The 22,720-nt window shown below is 70.7% G+C and carries 15 protein-coding genes; 10 read left to right on the top strand and 5 right to left on the bottom strand.

Annotation, left to right across the window (positions count from 1 at the left end):
- The first annotated feature begins 34 nt into the window (after nucleotides 1–34).
- The 5 genes from AACH10_RS19670 to AACH10_RS19650 all read left to right on the top strand — a co-directional run bounded on the left by AACH10_RS19670 (nucleotide 35) and on the right by AACH10_RS19650 (nucleotide 6,557).
- Nucleotides 35–913, top strand: a complete 879-nt coding sequence (locus AACH10_RS19670; RefSeq protein ID WP_341412187.1) for a LysR family transcriptional regulator — start codon at nucleotides 35–37, stop codon at nucleotides 911–913.
- A 187-nt stretch (nucleotides 914–1,100) separates the two neighbouring features.
- Entirely contained in the window at nucleotides 1,101–1,571 is a 471-nt protein-coding gene (locus AACH10_RS19665) for a (2Fe-2S)-binding protein (RefSeq protein WP_341412186.1), read from the top strand.
- A 26-nt stretch (nucleotides 1,572–1,597) separates the two neighbouring features.
- Nucleotides 1,598–3,760, top strand: coding sequence for a xanthine dehydrogenase family protein molybdopterin-binding subunit (locus tag AACH10_RS19660; RefSeq protein WP_341412185.1), 2,163 nt, complete (start codon nucleotides 1,598–1,600; stop codon nucleotides 3,758–3,760).
- A gap of 155 nt (nucleotides 3,761–3,915) precedes the next feature.
- On the top strand, nucleotides 3,916–5,304 hold the full coding sequence (locus AACH10_RS19655; RefSeq protein WP_423228630.1) for a DNA recombination protein RmuC: 1,389 nt from the start codon (nucleotides 3,916–3,918) through the stop codon (nucleotides 5,302–5,304).
- Nucleotides 5,301–6,557, top strand: a complete 1,257-nt coding sequence (locus AACH10_RS19650; RefSeq protein WP_341412183.1) for an MFS transporter — start codon at nucleotides 5,301–5,303, stop codon at nucleotides 6,555–6,557. The genes AACH10_RS19655 and AACH10_RS19650 overlap by 4 nt, the downstream gene beginning before the upstream one ends.
- On the opposite strand, the gene AACH10_RS19645 is transcribed toward AACH10_RS19650, so the two are convergent.
- The 5 genes from AACH10_RS19645 to AACH10_RS19625 form a co-directional block, all read right to left on the bottom strand.
- The gene (locus AACH10_RS19645; protein ID WP_341412182.1) at nucleotides 6,554–7,210 is read right to left on the bottom strand and encodes a glutaredoxin family protein; all 657 of its coding nucleotides are present in this window, start codon (nucleotides 7,208–7,210) and stop codon (nucleotides 6,554–6,556) included. The genes AACH10_RS19650 and AACH10_RS19645 overlap by 4 nt on opposite strands.
- A gap of 10 nt (nucleotides 7,211–7,220) precedes the next feature.
- Complete coding sequence (locus AACH10_RS19640; protein WP_341412181.1) at nucleotides 7,221–9,278, bottom strand: M3 family metallopeptidase; 2,058 nt, start codon at nucleotides 9,276–9,278, stop codon at nucleotides 7,221–7,223.
- A gap of 132 nt (nucleotides 9,279–9,410) precedes the next feature.
- Nucleotides 9,411–10,271 (bottom strand): bifunctional methylenetetrahydrofolate dehydrogenase/methenyltetrahydrofolate cyclohydrolase FolD, encoded by an 861-nt coding sequence (folD, locus tag AACH10_RS19635; protein WP_341412180.1) that lies wholly within the window; start codon nucleotides 10,269–10,271, stop codon nucleotides 9,411–9,413.
- Nucleotides 10,272–10,350: 79 nt separating this feature from the next.
- Entirely contained in the window at nucleotides 10,351–10,989 is a 639-nt protein-coding gene (locus AACH10_RS19630; protein WP_341412179.1) for a response regulator transcription factor, read from the bottom strand.
- Complete coding sequence (locus tag AACH10_RS19625) at nucleotides 10,986–13,574, bottom strand: PAS domain S-box protein (protein ID WP_341412178.1); 2,589 nt, start codon at nucleotides 13,572–13,574, stop codon at nucleotides 10,986–10,988. Before AACH10_RS19625 ends, AACH10_RS19630 begins: the two co-directional genes overlap by 4 nt.
- 193 nt (nucleotides 13,575–13,767) lie before the next feature.
- Between AACH10_RS19625 and aceE the strand changes: the two genes are divergently transcribed.
- The 5 genes from aceE to AACH10_RS19600 all read left to right on the top strand — a co-directional run bounded on the left by aceE (nucleotide 13,768) and on the right by AACH10_RS19600 (nucleotide 22,720).
- Entirely contained in the window at nucleotides 13,768–16,491 is a 2,724-nt protein-coding gene (aceE, locus tag AACH10_RS19620) for a pyruvate dehydrogenase (acetyl-transferring), homodimeric type (protein WP_341412177.1), read from the top strand.
- A 22-nt stretch (nucleotides 16,492–16,513) separates the two neighbouring features.
- Nucleotides 16,514–18,193, top strand: coding sequence for a dihydrolipoyllysine-residue acetyltransferase (gene aceF, locus AACH10_RS19615; protein WP_341412176.1), 1,680 nt, complete (start codon nucleotides 16,514–16,516; stop codon nucleotides 18,191–18,193).
- Between the two features lie 13 nt (nucleotides 18,194–18,206).
- The gene (locus AACH10_RS19610; RefSeq protein ID WP_341412175.1) at nucleotides 18,207–18,779 is read left to right on the top strand and encodes an Ntn hydrolase family protein; all 573 of its coding nucleotides are present in this window, start codon (nucleotides 18,207–18,209) and stop codon (nucleotides 18,777–18,779) included.
- Between the two features lie 5 nt (nucleotides 18,780–18,784).
- Nucleotides 18,785–20,593 (top strand): dihydrolipoyl dehydrogenase, encoded by a 1,809-nt coding sequence (gene lpdA, locus AACH10_RS19605; protein WP_341412174.1) that lies wholly within the window; start codon nucleotides 18,785–18,787, stop codon nucleotides 20,591–20,593.
- Nucleotides 20,594–20,773: 180 nt separating this feature from the next.
- The gene (locus tag AACH10_RS19600) at nucleotides 20,774–22,720 is read left to right on the top strand and encodes an EAL domain-containing protein (RefSeq protein WP_341412173.1); all 1,947 of its coding nucleotides are present in this window, start codon (nucleotides 20,774–20,776) and stop codon (nucleotides 22,718–22,720) included.

Here is a 22,720-nt window from a genome sequence, read left to right as displayed (position 1 = left end):
CACAAATGAATTATCCAGAAATACCATTCTTGAAATGAGAATCCTGGATCTGGACACGCTGGAGATCTTCCGCAGCGTGGTGCAGCAGGGCGGCGTGGTGCGCGCCGCCCAGGTGCTGAACCGCGTGCCGTCCAATGTCACCACCCGGCTCAAGCAGCTGGAAGAGCGGCTGGGCGTGGCGCTGTTCCGCCGCCAGGGCCGCGGCCTGGCGCTCACCGCCGCCGGCGAGCGCCTGCGCGGCCATGCCGAACGCCTGCTGCAGCTGGCCGACGAGGCCGAGCAGGCCCTGCGCGACGGCGCGGCGCTGGGCCCGCTGCGTCTGGGCTCGCTGGAGAGCGCCGCCAGTGCCCGCCTGCCGGCGCTGCTGAGCGCCTACCACCGCGCCCAGCCGCAGGTGCGCGTCGATCTGCAGACCGGCACCACCGGCGCGCTGCTGCAGCGCCTGGCGGCCTGGGAGCTCGAGGCCGCCTTTGTCTCCGAGCCTTTCACCGCGCCGGGGCTGAACAGCCGCGTGGCGTTCAGCGAGTCGCTGGTGCTGATCACCGCGCTGGACCATGCGCCGGTGCAGCGCCCGGCCGACCTGGGCGAGTTCACGCTGATCGCCTTCGCCCATGGCTGCTCGTACCGCCAGCGGCTGCAGGAATGGCTGGGCGCCGGCCAGGTGCTGCCGGCACGCACGCTGGACATGGGCAGCTACCCGGCCATCATCGCCTGCGTGGCGGCGGGCACCGGCTGCGCCATCGTGCCCGAGTCGGTGCTGCAGTCGCTGCGCGCGGCCGATCTGGTGCAGCGCCATGCGCTGCCGCTGCGCATCCGGCGCAACCGCACGCACCTGGTGTGGCAGGGCGATCCGTCGCCGGCACTGGCGGCCTTGCTCGGCCTGCTGGATGCGGAAGCGGTGACACCTGCGTGACGCCCTGACTCCGGCCCAACCCTAGGGGCGGTGCCGCTGCAGCCGCCGGCCTGTGCCGTGCTGCAACGTTGTTGGCTGCGCGGCCCGGGTTTGTCCCGAACGGGGACGCCGCCACGCCGGGCGACGATGCGCCTTGGGCTCGGCTGCGAGGGGCAGGCGGGCCACGAACGCACCGAGGAGACCCGACATGACAACCCGCCTGAAGGTCAATGGCAAGGCCGTCACGGTCCAGGCCGAACCCGACACCCCGCTGCTGTGGGTCATCCGTGACGAGATCGGCCTGACCGGCACCAAGTTCGGCTGCGGCGCCAAGCTGTGCGGCGCCTGCACCGTGCACCTGGACGGCGAGCCGATCCGCTCGTGCTCCACGCCGCTGAGCAAGTGCGCCGACCGCTCGGTGAGCACCGTGGAAAGCCTGTCGAAGAACAACACCCACCCGCTGCAGAAGGCCTGGATCAAGCACGACGTGCCGCAGTGCGGCTACTGCCAGAGCGGCCAGCTGATGAGCGCCGCCGCCCTGCTGGCGCGCAACAAGAACCCCAACGACGCTGAGATCGACGAGGCGATGAAGGGCAACATCTGCCGCTGCGGCACCTATGTCCGCGTGCGAGCGGCCATCAAGACAGCGGCCGCCGACATGCGCGGCGGCAAGGCCTGACCCCCGGCACCCGACAGGAGCACAGCATGAGTGAACAACTGAAGGATTCGGTCAAGTCGGCGGTCAAGGTGTCGCGCCGCGGCTTCGTCAAGGGCTCGGCCGCGATGAGCGGCGGCATGCTCGTGGGCTTCACGCTGCCGTTCGGTGGCCCGGCCAACGCGGCTGGCTTGGTGCACACGCCCAACGCCTGGGTGCACATCGCCGACGACAACACCATCACGCTGATGTCGGCCCGCGCCGAGATGGGCCAGGGCGTCTACACCTCGATGCCGATGCTGATCGCCGAGGAACTGAACGTCGACGTGCAGAAGGTCAAGGTGGCCTTCGCGCCTCCGGGCAAGGTGTACGGCAACGCGCTGATCTTCGGCCTGCAGCTCACCGGTGGCAGCACCTCGGTGCGCGAGGGCTGGGAGAAGCTGCGCATCGCCGGCGCCCAGGTGCGCGAGATGCTGGTGGCCGCGGCGGCGCAGAAGTGGGGCGTCGACGCGTCCACGCTGAAGGCCGAGAACGGCATGGTCACCGGCCCCAAGGGCAAGAAGGCCACCTATGGCCAGCTGGCCGAGGCCGCTTCCAAGCTGCCGGTGCCCGAGAAGGTGGCGATCAAGGACGCCAGCCAGTTCCGCATCGTCGGCAAGCCGACCACCCGCCTGGACACCCCGGCCAAGGTGAATGGCACCGCGCGCTTCGGCATCGACGTCAAGCTGCCCGGCATGGTGTACGCGTCGCTGGAGCAGACGCCGGTGCTGGGCGGCACGGTGAAGAGCTTCGACGCCAGCAAGGCCAAGGCCATGCCCGGCGTGATCGACGTGGTGCAGATCCCCGACGGCGTGGCCGTGGTGGCCGACAGCTACTGGCGCGCCGTGAAGGCCCGCGAGGTGCTGAAGGTGGAGTGGGACGAAGGCCCCAATGCCAGCCTGAACACCGCGGCCATGTTCGCCGGCACCAAAGCCGCACTCGATTCGGGCAAGCCCATCCCGCTGAAGAAGGTGGGCGACGCGGCCGGCGTCATCGCCGGGGCCGCCAAGGTGGTGCGCGCCGAGTACATGACGCAGAACCTGTCGCACTCGCCGATGGAGCCGATGAACTTCACGGCCCATTTCGAAGGCGACCGCATCCGCCTGATCGGCCCGACGCAGTGGCCCGACAACGCCCAGGGCACGGTGGCCAAGCTGCTGGGCATCAAGCCCGAGAACGTGGCGGTGGAGAGCACCTTCCTGGGCGGCGGCTTCGGGCGTCGCATCGACATCGACTTCATCATCCAGGCCGCGCAGATCAGCAAGGCGGTGAACAAGCCGGTCAAGCTGATCTGGACCCGTGAAGACGACATGCAGCACGACTTCTACCGCCCGCTGGCCGTGCACCGGCTGGCCGCCGCGGTGGGGGCCGACGGCAAGCCCACGGCCCACACCTGGCGCGTGGCCTCGCAGTCGATCACCGGCCGCGTGTTCGGGCTGCCGCCCGAGGCGCCGGACGGCCTGATGACCGAAGCCGCCGTGGCGCTGTACGACATCCCGGCGGTGCAGCACGACACCGTGAAGCACGACGCCGGCCTGCGCGTGGGCTACTGGCGCGCGGTCAGCCACAACATGAACGCCTTCGCCAACGAGTCGTTCATCGACGAACTGGCGGCTGCGGCGGGCAAGGACCCCGTGGCCTACCGGCTGTCGCTGCTGGACAGCCAGCCGCGCGCCGCCGCGGTGCTGAAGCAGGCCGCCGACAAGGCCGGCTGGAGCACGCCGGCACCGGCCGGCCGTGCCCGTGGCGTGGCGCTGATGGAGGGCTACGACAGCTATGTGGCCCAGGTGGTCGAGGTCTCGATGAAGGACGGCGCGCCAGTGGTGCACAAGGCCACCGTGGTGGCCGACGTGGGCCAGATGGTCAACCCCGACACCGTGCTGGCGCAGATCCAGTCCAGCGTGATCTTCGGCCTGTCGGCCGCGCTGTGGGGCGAGATCACGGTCGACAAGGGTCGCATCCAGCAGTTCAACTTCGACACCTTCCGCGTGATGCGCAACCACGAGGCGCCGCAGATCGACGTGACCCTGGTGCAGAGCAAGGAGAAGCCCGGCGGCATCGGCGAGCCGGTGACGGCCTTGCAGGCACCGTCGGTGGCCAACGCCATGGCCGCACTGACTGGCAAGCGCGTGCGCCGCACGCCGTTCCTGCCGGCCTACGTCGCCCAGGCTTGACATGGGGCACCCGGCGGCGGGATACCGCCGCCACCCGCCGGGCGGGTCGCGTCCCGGCTTGGGGCGGCCCGGCGCTCGGTCCGCCTGCGCCACGTCACTCTGCAAAGGCGCCCTGCGGGGCGCCTTTTTCATGGGCGCGGCGCTGCCACAATCCGGTGATGCCCGATTGGATCGTGCCCGCGCTGCTGGCGCTGAATGTGTTGCTGCTGGTGCTGGTGTTGTTGCGCCGGCAGCCCCCCGATGCCGGTCTGCAGACACAGTTGCAGCGGCTGGATGCCTGGCAGACGCAGCAACCGGCGCAGCATCAGGCGCTGCGTACGGAGCTGGCCGATGGCACGCGTCAGCTGCGCCAGGAACTGAGCGCCACGCTGGCGCTGCAGCAGCAGACCCTGCTGGCGCAAAGCGGCGACGTGGCGCGCACGCAGAACGAGCAGATCGATTCCTTCCGCAGCCAGCTGGCGGCCTTTGGCGCCACGCTGGCCGAGCAATTGCGTGTGCTGGGCGAGGCCAACGAGCGGCGTCTGGCCGACGTGCGCCACACCGTCGACCAGCGTCTGGCCGCGCTGCACGAGGGCAACGAGCGCAAACTCGAGCAGATGCGTGCCACGGTGGACGAGAAGCTGCACGCCACGCTGGAGCAGCGCCTGGGCCAGAGCTTCGCGCAGGTGAGCCAGCGGCTGGAGCAGGTGCACCAGGGCCTGGGCGAGATGCGCACGCTGGCGCGCGATGTGGGCTCGCTGAACCGCGTGCTGGGCAATGTGAAGACCCGCGGCATCGTCGGCGAGGTGCAACTGGCCGGCCTGCTGGAGCAGGTGTTCACGCCCGAGCAGTACGCGGCCAACGTCGAGACCGTGCCGGGCAGCGGTGCGCGCGTGGAGTTCGCGCTGCGCCTGCCGGGGCGGGGCGGCCCGGGTGCCGCCGAAGCGGCGCCGCTGTGGCTGCCGATCGATGCCAAGTTTCCGCGTGAGGACCATGAGCGCCTGCTCGACGCGCAGGACCGCGCCGACGCTCCGGCCGCCGAGGCGGCCGCACGCGCCATCGAGGCGCGGCTGAAGCTGGAGGCGCGCAGCATCCGCGAGAAGTACATCGCCGCGCCGCACACCACCGATTTCGCGATCCTGTTCGTGCCCACCGAGAGCCTGTACGCCGAGGCGCTGCGCCGCCCCGGCCTGGTGGAGGCGCTGCAGCGCGAGCACCGCGTCACGCTGGCCGGACCGACCACGCTGCTGGCCATGCTCAACAGCCTGCAGATGGGCTTTCGCACCCTGGCGCTGGAGCGCCGCAGCGCCGAGGTGTGGGAGGTGCTGGGCGCGGTGAAGACCGAGTTCGGCAAGTTCGGCGAGGTGCTGGCCAAGACCAAGAAGAAGCTCGACGAGGCCAGCCACAGCATCGACGCTGCCGCGGTGCGCACGCGGCAGATGACGCGCAAGCTCGACCGCGTGGAGGCGCTGCCCGAGCACGAGGCGCAGCGCCTGCTGGGCGCGGCCGATGGGCCGCCCGCCGGCCCCGGCGCACCGCCGACCGACGCGGAGCCCGCCGCTTGAGCGATCCGGCCACACCCGCACGCGCCACGGCGCCGGACGGCCCGGCCTTCTCGTCCTTCTTCGTGCTGATCGGCGCGCTGATCGGCCTGCATGCCAGCATGGCCGCCACGCGCGTGGCGGCCAGCCTGTACCTGCTCAAGCACGGTCATCCCGAATGGATGGTGGGCGTGCTGCTGAGCCTGTTTGCCGTGGCGCCGATCGGCCTGAGCCTGTGGGCCGGCCGCCTGGCCGACCGCCACGGCCTGCACCGGCCGATGGGCGTGGGCGTGGCCATGGCGCTGGCCGGCACCGGCATCCTGGTGGCCAGCCAGCACCTGGGTGCGCTGGCGCTGGGTGCGCTGCTGACCGGCGGCGCGCTCAGCGTGGGCGCGGTGGGCATCCAGCGCGAGGTGGGGCAACTGGCCCACGACCCCTCGCAGCTCAAGCGCGTGTTCGCCTGGGTGGCGCTGGGGCCGGCGCTCAGCAATGCGCTGTCGCCGGTGCTGGCCGGGCTGCTGATCGACCATGTGGGCTACCGCGCGGCCTTCGGCTTCGCGTTCGCGATGCCGCTGCTGGCCTGGGGGCTGACGTTGCGTTTGCCGCGGCGCTCACCAGCGCATGCCGAGGCGGCGCGGCTGGCCGCCCGCCGCCAGCGCCCCGACGCCTGGGGCCTGCTGCGCCTGCCGGCGCTGCGCCGGCTGCTGGTGCTGAACGTGGTGCTGGCCGCCTGCTGGGACGCACACAGCTTCGCGGTGCCGGTGATCGGCCATGCGCGCGGCCTGTCGGCCAGCGAGATCGGCGTGGTGCTGGGCGCCTTCGCGGCCGCGGCCACCGTGGTGCGGCTGGTCATCTCGGCCTTCAGCGCCCGCATCGAGGAGCGCCAGGCGCTGCGCGGCGCCATGGTGCTGGCCACCGCGGTGATGCTGGGCTATGCCTGGCTGCCGGGCAGCCTGGGCATGATGGCCGGCTCGGCCCTGCTGGGCCTGGCGCTGGGCTCGGTGCAGCCCATGGTGCTGGCGCTGCTGCACCAGGTGACGCCGGCCGATCGCCAGGGCGAGGCGCTGGGCGTGCGCATGCTGTTCACCAATGCGGCCACGGTCAGCATGCCGGGCGGCTTCGGCCTGCTGGCCGGCGCCACGGCGGCGGCGGCGCCGATGTGGCTGATGGCGGCGTTGCTGCTGGCGAGCTTCGGCACGCTGCGGCGGCTGAGCGAAGGCCACGCGAATGCACAGGCCGTGGCCGGCCCCGACGCGGGCGGCCCGCCGGGCAGCTAGAAGCGGATCTGCGGCACCGGGCCGATGCTCTCGGTGGGCACCGGCGGCGGGGCGGCGGGGGCCGTGGCAGCCGAGGGGGCCGGGCGCTCGTCGGCAGGCTCGGCGGCAGGCCGCGGCGCCGCCAGCGGTCGCACGGCCGCCCAGCGCCAGCCCTTGGGCAGGGCCGATTCCTTCGGATAGCCGGCCAGGTCCAGCGTGGCCATCCAGTCGCTCTCCTGCCAGCCGCGCATCACCTGGCTGCCGATGCTGACCGAGGGCACGGTGAGCCCGCCGGTCAGGCGCTGCAGCGCCTGCTGGTCCTCGGGCGTGGCCACACCCAGCTCGGTGTACGGCACGCCGCGGCGCTGCAGTTGCTGGCGCGCGGTGTCGCAGGGGCCGCAATCGGGGGTGGTGATCAGCGTGACCGGAAAGCGTGCCACCGGCTGGCGCAGCGCCTGCGGCAGGCCGGTGGCCAGCGGGGCGGCCGCGTCGTCACCCGCGCCGGCGCCGCTCTTGCGCAGCGCCTGCACGCGGTGGGCCGGATCGGTGGTTGGCCGGTCGGTGTAGGTCACGCGGCCGTCGGGGCCGATGACCTTGTACTGCGCCGAGGCCGGCATCGCCGCCAGGGCGGCCAGCATCAGCAGCAGGGCGGCGGTGGGCGGTGTCGGGCGCATGGGGTGGGCGTCAGGCCATGCCCTGGTGGCGCAGCAGGGCGTCGATGTTCGGCTCGCGGCCGCGGAAGGCCTTGAAGCTGGCCATCGCCGGGCGCGCACCGCCGGCTTCCAGGATCTCGCGGCGGAAGCGCCGGCCGACCTCGGGGTTGAACACGCCTTGCTCCTCGAAGGCCGCATAGGCGTCGGCCGACAGCACCTCGGCCCACTTGTAGCTGTAGTAGCCGGCCGAGTAGCCGCCCGCGAAGATGTGCGAGAAGCTGTGCTGGAAGCGGTTGAAGGCCGGCGGCGGCATCACCGCCACCTCGCGCCGCACCTCGTCCATCACGGCCTGGATGCGGCCGGGCGCATCGGCCTCGGTGTGGATGCGCATGTCGAACAGCGCGAACTCGATCTGGCGCAGCGTCTGCAGCCCGCTCTGGAAGTTCTTGGCCGCCAGCATCTTGTCGAACAGCTCGCGCGGCAGCGGCTCGCCGGTGTCCACATGGGCGGTCAGGCGCGACACCACCTCCCACTCCCAGCAGAAGTTCTCCATGAACTGGCTGGGCAGTTCCACCGCGTCCCATTCGACGCCGGAGATGCCGGCCACCGCCAGTTCATCCACCTGGGTCAGCAGGTGGTGCAGGCCATGGCCGAACTCGTGGAACAGCGTGATGACGTCGTCGTGGCTCAGCGTGGCCGGCTTGTCGCCCACCGGGGCGCCGAAGTTGCACACCAGGTGCGCCACCGGCGTCTGCACCGTGCCGGCATCGCCGCGGCCGTCGGGGCGTGCCCAGCGGCCGCGCTCGCCGTCCATCCAGGCGCCGGGGCGCTTGCCGTTGCGCGCGTAGGGGTCGAGGTAGAAGCGGCCCACCAGCTGCGGTGCGGCGTCGCCACCGGCGGCGTTGCGGCGTTCGATGCGGTAGAAGCGCACGCCCTCGTGCCACACCGGCGCCGGCTCTTGCCGGATGCTCACCTCGAACAGCGTCTCGACGATGTGGAACAGGCCTTCCATCACCTTGGGCTCGGTGAAGTACTGCTTCACCGCCTGCTCGCTGAAGGCGTAGCGCGCTTCCTTGAGCTTCTCGCTCACATAGCTCAGGTCCCAGGGCTGCAGGTCGGCCAGCGCCAGGTGCTCGGCGGCGAAGGCGCGCAGCTCGGCCAGATCGCGCTCGGCATGCGGGCGGGCGCGCCGGGCCAGGTCGCTGAGGAACTGGCGCACCTGGGCCGGCGTCTCGGCCATCTTGGGCACCAGCGACAGCGTGGCGTAGTCGGGGTGGCCCAGCAGCGCGGCCTCTTCGGCGCGCAGGCGCAGCAGCTCGTCCATCACCGGGCCGTTGTCGCGCTCGGCCGGGCCGAACTCGCTGGCGCGGGTGACATAGGCGCGGTAGAGCTCTTCGCGCAGCGCGCGGTCGTCGGCGTACTGCATCACCGGCAGGTACACCGGCATGTGCAGCGTCAGCTTGTGCTGGCCGGGGTGGTCGGCCCCGGCAGCTTCAGCCGTCTGTTGCTGCACATCGGCCGGCACGCCGGCCAGGCGCGCGGTGGGCACCAGCAGGCTGAAGCCGTCGGTGGCATCCAGCACATGCTCGGAGAAGGCCTGGCCCAGCTCGGCCATGCGTTCCTGGATGGCGGCGAAGCGCGTCTTGGCCTCGCCCTGCAGTTCGGCGCCCGACAGCACGAAGTCGCGCAGCGCATGCGCCAGGGCCTGGCGGCGTGCCGGGCTCAGTTGCGCGGCGCCGGGGCCGTTGGCGATGGCCTTGTAGCGGGCGTACAGGCGCTCGTCGGCACCCAGCCGGGTGTGGAACTCGGTGACGCGGCCGAGGTTGGCGTTGTAGGCCTCGCGCAGCTCGGGCGTGTTGGCCACGGCATTCAGGTGGCCCACCAGGCCCCAGGCGCGGCTGAAGCGCTCCAGCGGCACATCCAGCAGGGCCGACAGCGCGTCGAAGTCGGTCGGGCCATCGGCGGCCACCGCGCGCTCCAGCGCGGCCTCGGCATCGCGCAGCAGCTCGTCGAGGGCCGGGCTCACATGCTCGGGGCGGAAGTCGGCGTAGGCGGGCAGGTCGGCGGGGCTGAGCAGCGGATTGGTCATGGCAGCGGGTTCAGTGCGACAGCGGTGATGATGGGGCCGCTGCCGCCGGGGTCAAGGGCCTAACAGCGGTCGGAACGACGACACATCCAGCAAGTTCCGGGCGCAGGCTCGGTCGGCCGGGGCGCGGGTCGTTCAGGCCGCCGCGCCGGCCACGCGCTCGGCCGATTCCAGCGTGTTGACCAGCAGCATGGTGATGGTCATCGGGCCCACGCCGCCGGGCACCGGGGTGATGAAGCCGGCCACGTCCTTGACGCCGCCGAAGTCGACGTCGCCGCAGAGCTTGCCCTCGTCGTTGCGGTTCATGCCCACGTCGATGACGACGGCGCCGGGCTTGACCATGTCGGCGGTCAGCGTGTTGCGGCGGCCCACGGCGGCCACCACGATGTCGGCCTGGCGCGTGTGCAGCGCCAGATCCGGCGTGGCGCTGTGGCACACCGTGACCGTGGCGTTGGCCTGCAGCAGCAGCAGGGCCATCGGCTTGCCCACGGTGTTGCTGCGGCCGATGACCACCGCGTGCTTGCCGCGGATGTCGACGCCGGTGCTCTCGATCAGCTTCATGCAGCCGTACGGCGTGCAGGCGCGAAAGCCCGGCAGGCCGCTGGCCAGGCTGCCGGCGGAATGGATGGAGAAGCCATCCACGTCCTTCTCGTCGGCGATGGTCTCGATGACGCGCTGCGGGTTGATGTGCCTGGGCAGCGGCATCTGCACCAGGATGCCGTGGATGGCCGGGTCGGCGTTCAGCGCCTCGATGCGGGCCAGCAGATCGGCCTCGCTCAAGCTGGCGTCGTACTTCTCCATCACCGAGTGCAGGCCGCTCTCGGCGCAGGCCTTGACCTTGTTGCGCACGTACACGGCCGAGGCCGGGTCTTCGCCGACCAGGATCACGGCCAGGCCGGGCTTCACGCCGCGGGCGGTGAGGGCGGCAGCACGGGTGGCCACTTCGGCGCGGATTTGTTGCGACAGGGCGGTGCCGCTGATCAACTGGGCGGTCATGTGGGGGTCTCCAAAAAGCACCAAGGCCGCTGGAGCAGCGGCCTTGTGGGGGGATGGCTGACGGGAACGCAGCCCGGCGTCAGGCCTTCGCGCCGGCGGCGGCCGAGTTGGCGCCAAGGGCGATCTTCAGCAGGTCGGCCACGGTGTTGGCGTTGAGCTTTTCCATGATGTTGGCGCGGTGCGCCTCCACCGTCTTGATGCTGATGCCCAGGTCGTCGGCGATCTGCTTGTTCAGGCGGCCGGCGACGATGCGCTCGAGCACCTGCGCCTCGCGCGTGGTCAGGCGGCTGAGCAGCGCGTCGCGGCTGGCCTGCTCCTGGTGCTGGGTGAAGGCGCTGCGCGCCTGGTCGAGCATGCGCTCCACCAGACCCAGCAGGTCGTCTTCCTTGAAGGGCTTCTCGATGAAGTCCATCGCGCCCTTCTTCATCGTGGTGACAGCCATCGGCACATCGCCATGGCCGGTGATGAACACCACCGGCAGCGGGCTCTTGCGTTCGAGCAGGCGGTCCTGCAGTTCGAGGCCGCTCATGCCGTCCATGCGGATGTCGGCGATCAGGCAGGCCACCTCGCGCGGGTCGAAGCGCGAGAGGAAGCTCTCGGCCGAATCGAAGCACTTGACGCGGTAGTCCTTGCCCTCGAGCAACCATTGCAGCGAGTCGCGCACGGCCTCGTCATCATCGACGACATAGACGGTGCCCTTCTTGGGAATCAGGCTCATGGGGATGTCTTTTCAGCAGAGCTTGAGCCGGCGTCGGGCGCCGTGCCATCGGGGGATGGCGCCAGCGGTGTCTCCTCGAGCCGCGCGGTGGTTTCGACGGGCAGGGTGAAGGCGAACCGGCACCCCGAGACGTTCGGGCCATTGTAGAGGTTCTGCGCCTTGATCCGGCCGCGGTGCGACTCGATGATCGAGCGGCACAGGCTCAGGCCGATGCCCAGGCCTTCGGCCTTGGTGGAGAAGAAGGCTTCGTACAGCCGGCCGATCACTTCCTCGGGCAGGCCGGGGCCCATGTCGGTGACGCTGAACTCGATCACGCCGCCTTCCTCGGGCGTGTGGCGCGGCACCACGCGCAGCTCGATGTGGCGGCGCGCGGCCGGCATCTTGGCGTTGTCGATGGCCTCGGCGGCGTTCTTCAGCAGGTTCAGCAGCACCTGCTCCACCAGGATCGGGTCGCACTTGAGCACCGGCAGGCGCTGCGCCACGTAGTGATGGATCTGCACGTTGCGCCGGCGCATCTCGATCGAGGCCAGCTCCACCGCGTCCTCGACGATGTCCTTGGCATGCGCGGGCACGCGCTGCGGCTCGCTCTTCTTCACGAAGGCGCGGATGCGGTGGATGATCTGGCCCGCGCGCTCGGCCTGTTTGGCGGTCTTCTGCAGCGCGGCGATCAGGCCGTCGTTGTCGATCGAGCCGGCCTTCACGCGCGAGACCATGCCGTTGCAGTAGTTGTTGATCGCGGTGAGCGGCTGATTCAGCTCATGCGCCACGCTGCTGGCCATCTCGCCCATCGTGATCAGGCGGCTGGAGACCTGGGCCTTCTCGGCCTGCAGCGCGGCCTGCTCCTCGGCCCGGCGGCGGGCCGTGACGTCGGTGGCGATCAGCATCTGCGCCAGGCGGCCGTCGGTCCACTGCAGGTAGCGGCTGCGCACGTCGAACCACTTGTCCAGTGCCGGCGCGTACACCTCGCGCGGGTCGGTGCCCAGGCCGGCCAGCTCCTGCGCCGGCAGGCCGCCGAAGCCGTCCACGTCCTCGGGCTCGGGGGCGGCCTGGCCCTGGGCCGAGCCGCTGGCCAGCAGGCCGTGGCCGCGCGCATCGGCGCCGAACCACAGCCGGTAGCTGCGGTTGGCGAACAGCAGCTCGCCCTGCTGCACGCTGAGCACCGACACCGCCGCCTCCAGCCCCTCCAGCACGGTGGTGAAGCGCTCGTGGCTGGCCGAGAGCTGGTCGCGGATGCGCTTGGCCTCGGTGATGTTGGTCATGCTGGTCATCCAGCCGGTCTGGTGGCCGCGCGCGTCCACCAACGGCGAGACGTACATGCGCGCATCGAACAGCGAGCCGTTGCGCCGCGCCACCTTGACCTCGATGCCACCGGCCGGGCTGCGGCCCTGCAGCTGCTGCTGCAGCAGGCGGTGGTTCTCGTCCACGCGGTCGTGCGGCCAGTAGGGGTAGGGCGGCAGGCGGCCGATCAGCTCGGCCTCGGTGAAGCCGGTCATCGCGCAGAAGGCCGGGTTGACGTAGGTGACGCGGCCCTCGCGGTCGATGGCGCGCATGCCGGTGAGCATGCTGTTCTCCATCGCGCGGCGGAAGTTGGTCTCCTGCACCAGCGCGTCCTGGATCTGGCCGCGGCGGCGCATGTGGCGCCAGGTGCCCAGCAGCATCCACACGGTCAGCACCGACAGCGCCACCACCAGCCAGAACAGCGCATTGCCGATCAGGCCCACCGAGGTGCGGTAGCCGGTGGCGCGCAGCAGCAGGCCGTTGGAGGCCGGCGCCAGCGGAACCTCGTGCACGATGGAGGCGCGCTGCTGGGCCTTGCCCGGCATCGGCGTCACGGTGCTGGCCAGCACGGCCTGGTGCTCGTCGAGCACGGCCACGGCATGCCGGCGCGTCACCTCGCTGGGCACGAAGTGGCGCATCAGCACGTCGATGCCGTAGTCGGCCACCAGCGCGCCGACGAAATGGCCGCGCGCCAGCATCGGCACATGCACCTGGAACACCAGCGTGCCGTGGCGGTCCTTGAAGGGGCGCGAGTACATCGGCTGGCGCAGGTCGCGCGCGGCGATGAAGGCCCATTCGGCCTCGGTGCGCAGGTCGGGGCTGCGCTCGGTGCCCGGCGGCGTGGCGCCGGCGCGCGGGGCACCGTCGTCGCGCTCGCCGGCGGGTTCGAAGCGGGCGCGCGGGCGCTGGTCGGTGCCCAGCCACACCAGGCGCGCGATCTCGGGCCGGTCGCTGGCCAGGCCGCCGGCCTGCTGGCTGAACTCGGCCGGATCGAGCTCGCGCGTGGCGAATTCGCGCGCCAGGCGCACCAGCTGCTCCTGGTCCTCGATCAGGCGCAGGCGGATCTGCTGCTGGGCGATTTCGGCATCGCGCTTGACGGCCTCGGCCTCGCGCTCGATCTCCTCGTTGCGCAGGTACCAGAAGGCCGAAATGATGGCCGCGAGGAACAGCAGCACCGAGGCCAGCGGCGCCAGTGTGGCCAGACGATCCTGCCGGGCGGGCGACTGGCGGCGCCACCAGCGGCCGAGCGGGCGACGCGCGCGCTGGCCCAGGCCGGTGGCGCCAGAGGCTTGGGGTGGGGCGGACATGGCCCGGATTATCCGGGCCGCCCCGCCCGCGCCGGGCGGTGCCCGCCGCGCGCGTGCATGCGGTCACGCGCCGCAACGCGATTTGCACTGTATTGCGCAATATGAAATGAATGTGCGCAATTTGGAAATTCGAAAAACTTGTGCCACACTGCGCGCCGTTCGCGCCGACACCCCCGCACACAGGAGACAAGCGATGTCCGCCCAGCCCGACAAGAACCTGGCCGCCGGCCCTGCCGCAGCCGCCCAAGACACCGATGCCCAGGAAACCCGCGAGTGGCTGGACGCGCTGACCGCCGTCATCAATGCCGAGGGTCCGGACCGCGCCCACTACCTGCTGGAGCAGTTGCTGGAAGAGGCCCGCCAGCACGGCGCCGACATGCCGTTCTCGGCCAACACCGGCTACGTCAACACCATCGAGCCCGACCAGGAAGAGCGCTGCCCCGGCAACATCGAGATCGAGGAGCGCCTGCGCGCCTACATGCGCTGGAACGCCATGGCCATGGTGGTCAAGGCCAACCGCCACAACCCGGCCGATGGCGGTGACCTGGGTGGCCACATCGGCTCGTTCGCGTCGCTGGCCCACATGTTCGGCGCCGGCTTCAACCACTTCTGGCATGCCGAGAGCAAGGACCACGGCGGCGACTGCATCTACATCCAGGGCCACGTGGCGCCCGGCGTCTACGCCCGCGCCTACCTGGAAGGCCGCCTGACCGAGGAGCAGCTGCTGCACTTCCGCCAGGAAGTCGACGGCAAGGGCCTGTCCAGCTACCCGCATCCGAAGCTGATGCCCGAGTTCTGGCAGTTCCCCACCGTCAGCATGGGCCTGGGCCCGCTGATGGCCATCTACCAGGCGCGCTTCCTGAAGTACCTGCATGCCCGCGGCATCGCCAACACCGAGAACCGCAAGGTCTGGGTGTTCTGCGGCGACGGCGAGATGGACGAGGTGGAGAGCCTGGGCGCCATCGGCCTGGCTGCGCGCGAGAACCTGGACAACCTGGTCTTCGTCATCAACTGCAACCTGCAGCGCCTGGACGGCCCGGTGCGCGGCAACGGCAAGATCATCCAGGAGCTGGAAGGCGAGTTCCGCGGCGCGGGCTGGAACGTCATCAAGCTGCTGTGGGGCAGCAACTGGGATCCGCTGCTGGCGCGCGACAAGGACGGCGCGCTGCGCAAGATCATGATGGAGACGCCCGACGGCGACTACCAGGCCTTCAAGGCCAATGACGGTGCCTATGTGCGCAAGCACTTCTTCGGCCGCGACCCGAAGACGCTGGAGATGGTGGCCAAGATGTCCGACGAGGACATCTGGAACTTGAAGCGCGGCGGCCACGACCCGCAGAAGGTGTACGCGGCCTATGCCGCGGCGGTCAAGCACAAGGGCCAGCCCACGGTGCTGCTGATCAAGACCGTCAAGGGCTTCGGCATGGGCAAGGTGGGCGAGGGCAAGAACACCGTCCACCAGACCAAGAAGCTGACCGACGAGGACATCAAGGCCTTCCGCGACCGCTTCAACATCCCGGTGCCCGACAGCGAGCTGCCGAAGATCCCATTCTACAAGCCGGCCGACGACACGCCGGAGATGCAGTACCTGCACGAGCGCCGCAAGGCCCTCGGCGGCTACCTGCCGCACCGCCGCACCAAGGCCGACGAGAGCTTCACCGTGCCCTCGCTGGAGACCTTCAAAGCCGTGCTCGAGCCCACGGCCGAAGGCCGCGAAATCAGCACCACGCAGGCCTATGTGCGCTTCCTCACGCAGCTGCTGCGTGACCAGGCGCTGGGCCCGCGCGTGGTGCCCATCCTGGTGGACGAGGCCCGCACCTTCGGCATGGAAGGCCTGTTCCGCCAGGTCGGCATCTACAACCCCGCGGGTCAGCAGTACACGCCGGTCGACAAGGACCAGGTGATGTACTACCGCGAGGACAAGGCCGGCCAGATCCTGCAGGAAGGCATCAACGAGGCCGGCGGCATGGCCAGCTGGATCGCCGCGGCCACCAGCTACAGCACGAGCAACCGGATCATGGTCCCGTTCTACGTGTACTACTCGATGTTCGGTTTCCAGCGCATCGGCGACCTGGCCTGGGCCGCCGGCGACATGCAGGCCCGCGGCTTCCTGCTGGGCGGCACCAGCGGCCGCACCACGCTGAACGGCGAAGGCCTGCAGCACGAGGACGGCCACAGCCACATCCTCGCCGGCACCATTCCCAACTGCGTGAGCTACGACCCCACCTTCGCGCACGAGGTGGCGGTGATCATGCAGCATGGCCTGAAGCGCATGGTCGAGAAGCAGGAGAACGTCTTCTACTACCTGACCCTGCTGAACGAGAACTACGCCATGCCGGGCCTGCAGGCCGGCACCGAAGAGCAGATCATCAAGGGCATGTACCTGCTGCAGGACGCGCCGGCGGTGGCTGGCCAGCCCACGGTGAACCTGCTGGGCTCGGGCACCATCCTGCGCGAGAGCATTGCCGCCAAGGCCTTGCTGGCCACCGACTGGGGCGTGGCCGCCAAGGTCTGGAGCTGCCCCAGCTTCAACGAGCTGGCGCGTGACGGTGCCGACGCCGAGCGCCACAACCTGCTGCACCCGACCGACGCACCCAAGGTGCCGTTCATCGCCCAGCAGCTGGCCGGCCATGCCGGCCCGGTGGTGGCCAGCACCGACTACATGCGCAGTTATGCCGACCAGGTGCGCGCCTACCTGCCCAAGGGCACGGGCTTCAAGGTGCTGGGCACCGACGGCTTCGGCCGCAGCGACTTCCGCAGCAAGCTGCGCGAGCACTTCGAGGTGAACCGCCACTACATCGTGGTGGCCGCGCTCAAGGCCCTGGCCGAGGATGGCGTGCTGCCGCTGGCCACCGTGGCCGAGGCGATCCAGAAGTACGGCATCAAGGCCGACAAGATCAACCCGCTGTACGCCTGAGCACAGCCCGGAGACACACAACATGGCAATCGTGGAAGTCAAGGTCCCGGACATCGGTGACTTCAAGGACGTGGCGGTGATCGAACTGCTGGTCAAGCCCGGCGACACCGTGGCGGTGGACCAGAGCCTGATCACGGTCGAGAGCGACAAGGCCTCGATGGAGATCCCCAGCAGCCACGCCGGCGTGGTGAAGGAACTCAAGGTCGCCATCGGCGACACGGTCAACGAAGGCTCGCTGCTGCTGGTGCTGGAAGCCGCCGGTGGCGCGGCTGCTGCGCCGGCGCCTGCCCCGGTGGCGGCTCCGGTGGCTGCGGCCCCGGCACCTGTGGCTGCCGCGCCTGCAGCGGCGCCCGCCGCCGCCGGCGGTGTGGTGGAGGTGGTCGTGCCCGACATCGGCGACTTCGATGAAGTCGCGGTGATCGAGGTGATGGTCAAGCCGGGCGACACGATCAAGGTCGAGCAGAGCCTGATCACGGTCGAGAGCGACAAGGCCTCGATGGAGATCCCCAGCAGCCATGCCGGCGTGCTGAAGGAACTGCGCGTCAAGCTCGGCGACAAGGTCAGCAAGGGTTCGCTGATCGCGCTGGTGGAAGTGGCCGGTGGTGCCGCCGCGCCCGCCGCAGCCGCGCCGGCGCCAGCTGCCGCCGTGGCAGCACCGGCCCCGGCCGCCGCACCGGTGGCCCAGGCCGCCGCGGTGGCCGCACCCGCCGCGGCCGCCGTGCCGGCGCATCAGCCCGGCGGTGCGCCCACCGGCCAGCTGCCGCACGCCTCGCCGTCGATCCGCAAGCTGGCGCGCGAACTGGGCGTGCCGCTGGCCGAGGTGCCGGGCAGCGGCCCCAAGGGCCGCATCACCCAGACCGACGTGCAGGGCTTTGTCAAGAGCGTGATGGCCGGCGCGGTGCAGACCGTGGCGCAGAAGGCCAAGGCCCCGGCGCCCGCAACCGCCGGCGGTGGCGAAGGCGCCTTCCCGGGCCTGCTGCCCTGGCCCAAGGTCGACTTCGCCAAGTTCGGCCCCATCGAGCGCAAGGACCTCAGCCGCATCAAGAAGATCAGCGGCGCCAACCTGCACCGCAACTGGGTGGTGATCCCGCACGTCACCAACCACGACGATGCCGACATCACCGATCTCGAAGCCTTCCGCGTGCAGCTGAACAAGGAGAACGAGAAGTCGGGCATCAAGGTCACGATGCTGGCCTTCATGATCAAGGCCGCCGTGGCGGCGCTGAAGAAGTTCCCCGAGTTCAATGCCAGCCTGGACAGCGACGGCAGCCTGGTGCTGAAGAACTACTTCCACATCGGCTTCGCGGCGGACACGCCCAATGGCCTGGTGGTGCCGGTGATCAAGGACGCCGACAAGAAGGGCATCTTCCAGATCAGCCAGGAGATGTCGGAGCTGGCCAAGAAGGCCCGCGACGGCAAGCTGGGCCCGGCCGACATGAGCGGCGGCTGCTTCAGCATCAGCAGCCTGGGCGGCATTGGCGGGCGCTACTTCACGCCCATCATCAATGCGCCCGAGGTGGCCATCATGGGCGTGTGCAAGAGCGCCATCGAGCCCAAGTGGGACGGCAAGCAGTTCGCGCCGCGCCTGATGCTGCCGCTGAGCCTGAGCTGGGACCACCGTGTGATCGACGGTGCCGCGGCGGCGCGCTTCAACGTCTACTTCGCCTCGCTGCTGGCGGACTTCCGCCGCATCGCCCTCTGACCGGGAGCGGTGGATGACCACGATCTGCGTCGCCCGCAAGGGCGGCCAGGTGGCCATCGCGGCCGATGCGCTGGTCACCTTCGGTGACACGCGCCTGGCCCATGGCTACGAGGCCAACGACAAGCTGTTCCGCATCGGCGACTCCTGGGTCGGCATGGCCGGCACCACCGCGCACTTTCCGGTGCTGCGGCGGGCGCTGGGCACGCTGCCGGCCGACGAACTGAAGCTGGGCAGCCGCGACGAGGTGTTCGACACCTTCCTGAAGCTGCACCCCAAGCTGAAGGAGCACTTCTTCCTGAACACCAAGGAAGACGATGCCGACCCCTACGAGAGCAGCCAGTTCACGATCCTGATCGCCAATGCGCGCGGCATCTTCGGCGTGTACTCGTACCGCGAGGTGTTCGAGTTCGATCGCTTCTGGGCCATCGGCTCGGGCCGGGCCTTCGCGCTGGGCGCGATGCAGGCCAGCTTCGAGCGGGCACGCACGGCGCGTGAACTGGTGGAGACCGGCGTGCGCGCCGGCTGCGAATTCGACAAGAACTCGGCGGGCCCGGTGCGGGCCCACACGATGAAACTGAAAGGCTGAATGCCATGGCTCTGATCGATGTGACCGTGCCGGACATCGGCGACTTCAAGGACGTGGCGGTGATCGAGATCCTGGTCAAGCCAGGCGACACCGTGCGCGCCGAGCAAAGCCTGATCACCGTCGAGAGCGACAAGGCCTCGATGGAGATCCCTAGCAGCCACGCCGGCGTGGTGAAGGAACTCAAGCTGGCGCTGGGCACCACGGTGAACCAGGGCTCGGTGATCCTGAGCCTGGAGGTGGCCGAGGGGGCCGCGGCAGCCCCGACCGCTGCGCCTGCTGCTCCCGCTGCTCCCGCTGCTCCCGCTGCCCCGGCCCCCGCGCCTGCAGCACCGGCCATCGCCGCCTCGGCACCCGCCCCGCAGGCCGCCAGCTTCAGCGGCAGCGCCGACCTGGACTGCGACATGCTGGTGCTGGGTGCCGGCCCCGGCGGTTACTCGGCCGCCTTCCGCGCCGCCGACCTGGGCCTGAAGACCGTGCTGGTCGAGCGCTTCCCCACGCTGGGCGGTGTGTGCCTGAACGTGGGCTGCATTCCCAGCAAGGCGCTGCTGCACGTGGCCGCGGTGATGGATGAAGTGAAGCACTTCGCCGACCTGGGCGTCGAGTTCGCCGATCCCAAGGTGGATCTGGGCAAGCTGCTGGCGCACAAGAACAAGGTGGTGGGCAAGCTCACCGGCGGCCTGGCCGCGATGGCCAAGATGCGCAAGGTGACGGTGGTGCAGGGCACCGGCACGTTCGCCGATCCGCACCACCTGAGCGTGGTGGCGGCGGATGGCAAGACGCAGACCATCCGCTTCAAGAACGCCATCATCGCCGCCGGCTCCGAGGCCGTGAAGCTGCCCTTCCTGCCCGATGACCCGCGCATCGTCACCAGCACCGGCGCGCTGCAGCTGCGCCAGCAGCCGAAGAAGATGCTGGTCATCGGCGGCGGCATCATCGGCCTGGAGATGGGCACGGTGTACTCCACGCTGGGCGCCAAGCTGGATGTGGTGGAAATGCTCGACGGCCTGATGCAGGGCGCCGATCGCGATCTGGTCAAGGTGTGGCAGAAGATGAATGCCCACCGCTTCGACAAGATCATGCTGAAGACCAAGACGGTGGGCGCCAGCGCCGGACCGGACGGCATCACCGTGCAGTTCGAAGGCCTGGACGGCACGAAGAGCGAAGCCACCTACGACCTGGTGCTGCAGGCCGTGGGCCGCACGCCCAATGGCAAGAAGCTGGGCGCCGAGAAGGCCGGCGTGGTGGTGGGTGAGCGCGGCTTCATCCCGGTGGACGTGCAGATGCGCACCAACGTGCCGCACATCTTCGCCATCGGCGACATCGTCGGCCAGCCGATGCTGGCGCACAAGGCGGTGCACGAGGCCCACGTGGCGGCGGAAGTGGCCGCCGGCGACAGCAAAGCGCAATTCGATGCCCGCGTGATCCCGAGTGTGGCCTACACCGACCCCGAGGTGGCCTGGGTGGGCCTGACCGAGGACGAGGCCAAGGCCAAGGGCATCAAGGTCAAGAAGGGCCTGTTCCCGTGGACGGCCTCGGGCCGCGCCATCGCCAACGGCCGCGACGAGGGCTTCACCAAGCTGCTGTTCGACGACAGCCCCGAGGCGCACGGCCACGGCCGCATCCTGGGTGGCGGCATCGTCGGCACCCATGCCGGCGACATGATCGGCGAGATCGCGCTGGCCATCGAGATGGGCGCCGACGCGGTGGACATCGGCAAGACCATCCATCCGCACCCCACGCTGGGCGAGAGCATCGGCATGGCCGCCGAGGTGGCGCACGGCTCGTGCACCGACCTCCCACCGCAAAAGCGCTGAAGTCCGAAGCCCGAGCGTTCAAGTCGGCGCCGGGCGGGTCGAAAACCTGACAGAGCGCGTCCGGTCACGAGGGCCGGGCGTGAGCTCTGATCACTTTTGGCCCGCCTTCGGATGCTGTCTGCCGATTCGCCCCCGCTGCCGCTGATGCCTGCCTGGTGCCTGTCCGGACCGGGCGGGGAGGTGCCTGCCCTGTCCGAACCCCAGCGGCGCCTGGCGCTGGCCCTGGCGGCGCCGCTGCTGGCGGCGCTGCTGCTGGCCCTGGCGCTCGGCGGCCTGGTGCGGCGTGACATCGAACGGCAGCACACCATGGCCACCGCGGCCCTGGCCGACACGCTGGCGCGCACCGGTGGCGCCTTGCCGCAGCGCCTGGCCCAGCTGCCCGGCTGGGCGGTGGCCGGCGCCTGGCGCCGCGCCGAGGTGCGCGACGGCACCGGCCGCCTGCTGGCGCAGGCCCAGGGGCCGCACCCGGTGCCGCTGTCGCCACACTGGTTCGAGCAGGCGCTGCGCCTGCCGGCCGAGCCGCCGCCGCGCGGCCTGCAGGTGGATGGCCAGGTGCTGCAGGTGCAGGCCTGGGTCGACCCGACGCATGCGCTGGGCCTGCTGTGGCAGGCGCTGCAGGTGCTGGCCCTGGCCGCGCCGGCGGCGATGCTGGCGGTGGCCGCGCTGTTCGCGCGCCAGCGCCAGCGCCTGGCGCGCGCGGTCGACGACACGCTGGCTGTCACCGAGCGCCTGGGCGATGCCGCCTACCGCCCGCTGACCCATGCCGAGGTGCCCGAACTGGCGCCGCTGGCCCGCGGGCTGGACCGCCTGCACGAGCGGCTGCGTGCGCTGTACGCGCTGCAGGCCACGCAGCTGGAGGCCTTGCGCCTGCAGGCCCACCACGACCTGCTGACCGGCCTGGCCAACCGCCGCCACTTCATCGCCGGCCTGGAGGCGCTGCTGCGCAGCGACGATGCGCCGCCGCAGGCCACGCTGGTGCTGCTGCGCCTGCTGGACCTGGCCGGCCTGAACCGCCGTCTGGGCCGTCGCTCGGCCGACCGCGTGCTGCAAGCCGTGGCCCAGGTGCTGCAGAACTACCCGCAACGTGTGGCGCACTGCCTGATCGGCCGGCTGGACGGCGGCGACTTCGCGCTGCTGCTGCCCACCGCCGGCGTGGGCGCCGACACCACGCAGGCCCTGCGCGCCGCCGTGGCCGCCGGTCTGGTGGCGGTGGACCCGCAGGCGCGCGTGGTCGTCACGTCGATCGAGCTGCGCCCCGCGCAGGGCGGCGACCAGGTGCTGGCCGTGGCCGATCTGGCGCTGCGCGAGGCCGAGAGCGAGGCCGGCCTGGCGGCCCCTGAACCCGAGGTGGAGCCCGGTGGTGCGGCCAGCGAGGTGCTGGCCACCGACGACGAGACCACCGGCTGGCACCGCCGGCTGATGCGGGCGCTGTCGCAGGGCCGCGTGCGCCTGGGCGAGTTTCCGGTGTGCACGCCCGATGGCCGCACGCTGATGATCGACAGCCCGCTGCGTGTGCAGCTGGTGGCCGGCGGTCCGTTCGAGCCCGCCGCACGCTGGCTCAGCCAGGCCGTGCGCAGCCAGCTCAGCGTGGCCATCGACGAGCGCGCACTGATGCTCGCGCTGGCCGCCATCGCCCGCGACGGCCAGGCGCGCTGCATCAACTTCGCCGCGGCCTCGGTGGTGTCGAACGTCTTCGTCGACTCGGTCACGCGCCGCCTGGCCTCGGCGCCCGAGGCGGCCTGCCGGCTGTGGGTGGACCTGCCCGAGACGCTGGCCGTGGAGTCGCCGCAGCGCGTGCGCGAGTTGTCGCGCCGCTGGCGGCCGCTGGGCGTGATGCTGGGACTGGAACACGCGGGCGCCGCACTGTCGGCCGACCAGGGCCTGCCCGATCTGGGCCTGGACTGCGTGCGCATCGACGCCCGCTTCGTCAACGGCATCGCGGCGGCCGAGGCGGCCGACGCGCGCCGCTACCTGCAGGGCCTGGTGCAGCTGGTGCAGGGGGTGGGCCTGAGCGTCACCGCCGAGGGCGTGCGCGCCACCGAAGACCTGGACGTGCTGTGGTCGCTGGGCTTCGACGCGGCCACCGGGCCGGCGCTGCAGCCGGCGACGAGCCCCGCCCCGACCTGA

The organism is Pseudaquabacterium inlustre (assembly GCF_038066595.1).
In the GTDB taxonomy this organism is placed as follows: domain Bacteria; phylum Pseudomonadota; class Gammaproteobacteria; order Burkholderiales; family Burkholderiaceae_C; genus Pseudaquabacterium; species Pseudaquabacterium inlustre.
Note: the sequence above shows the minus strand (reverse complement) of the source record. Positions and strands in the feature narration are given on the sequence as shown.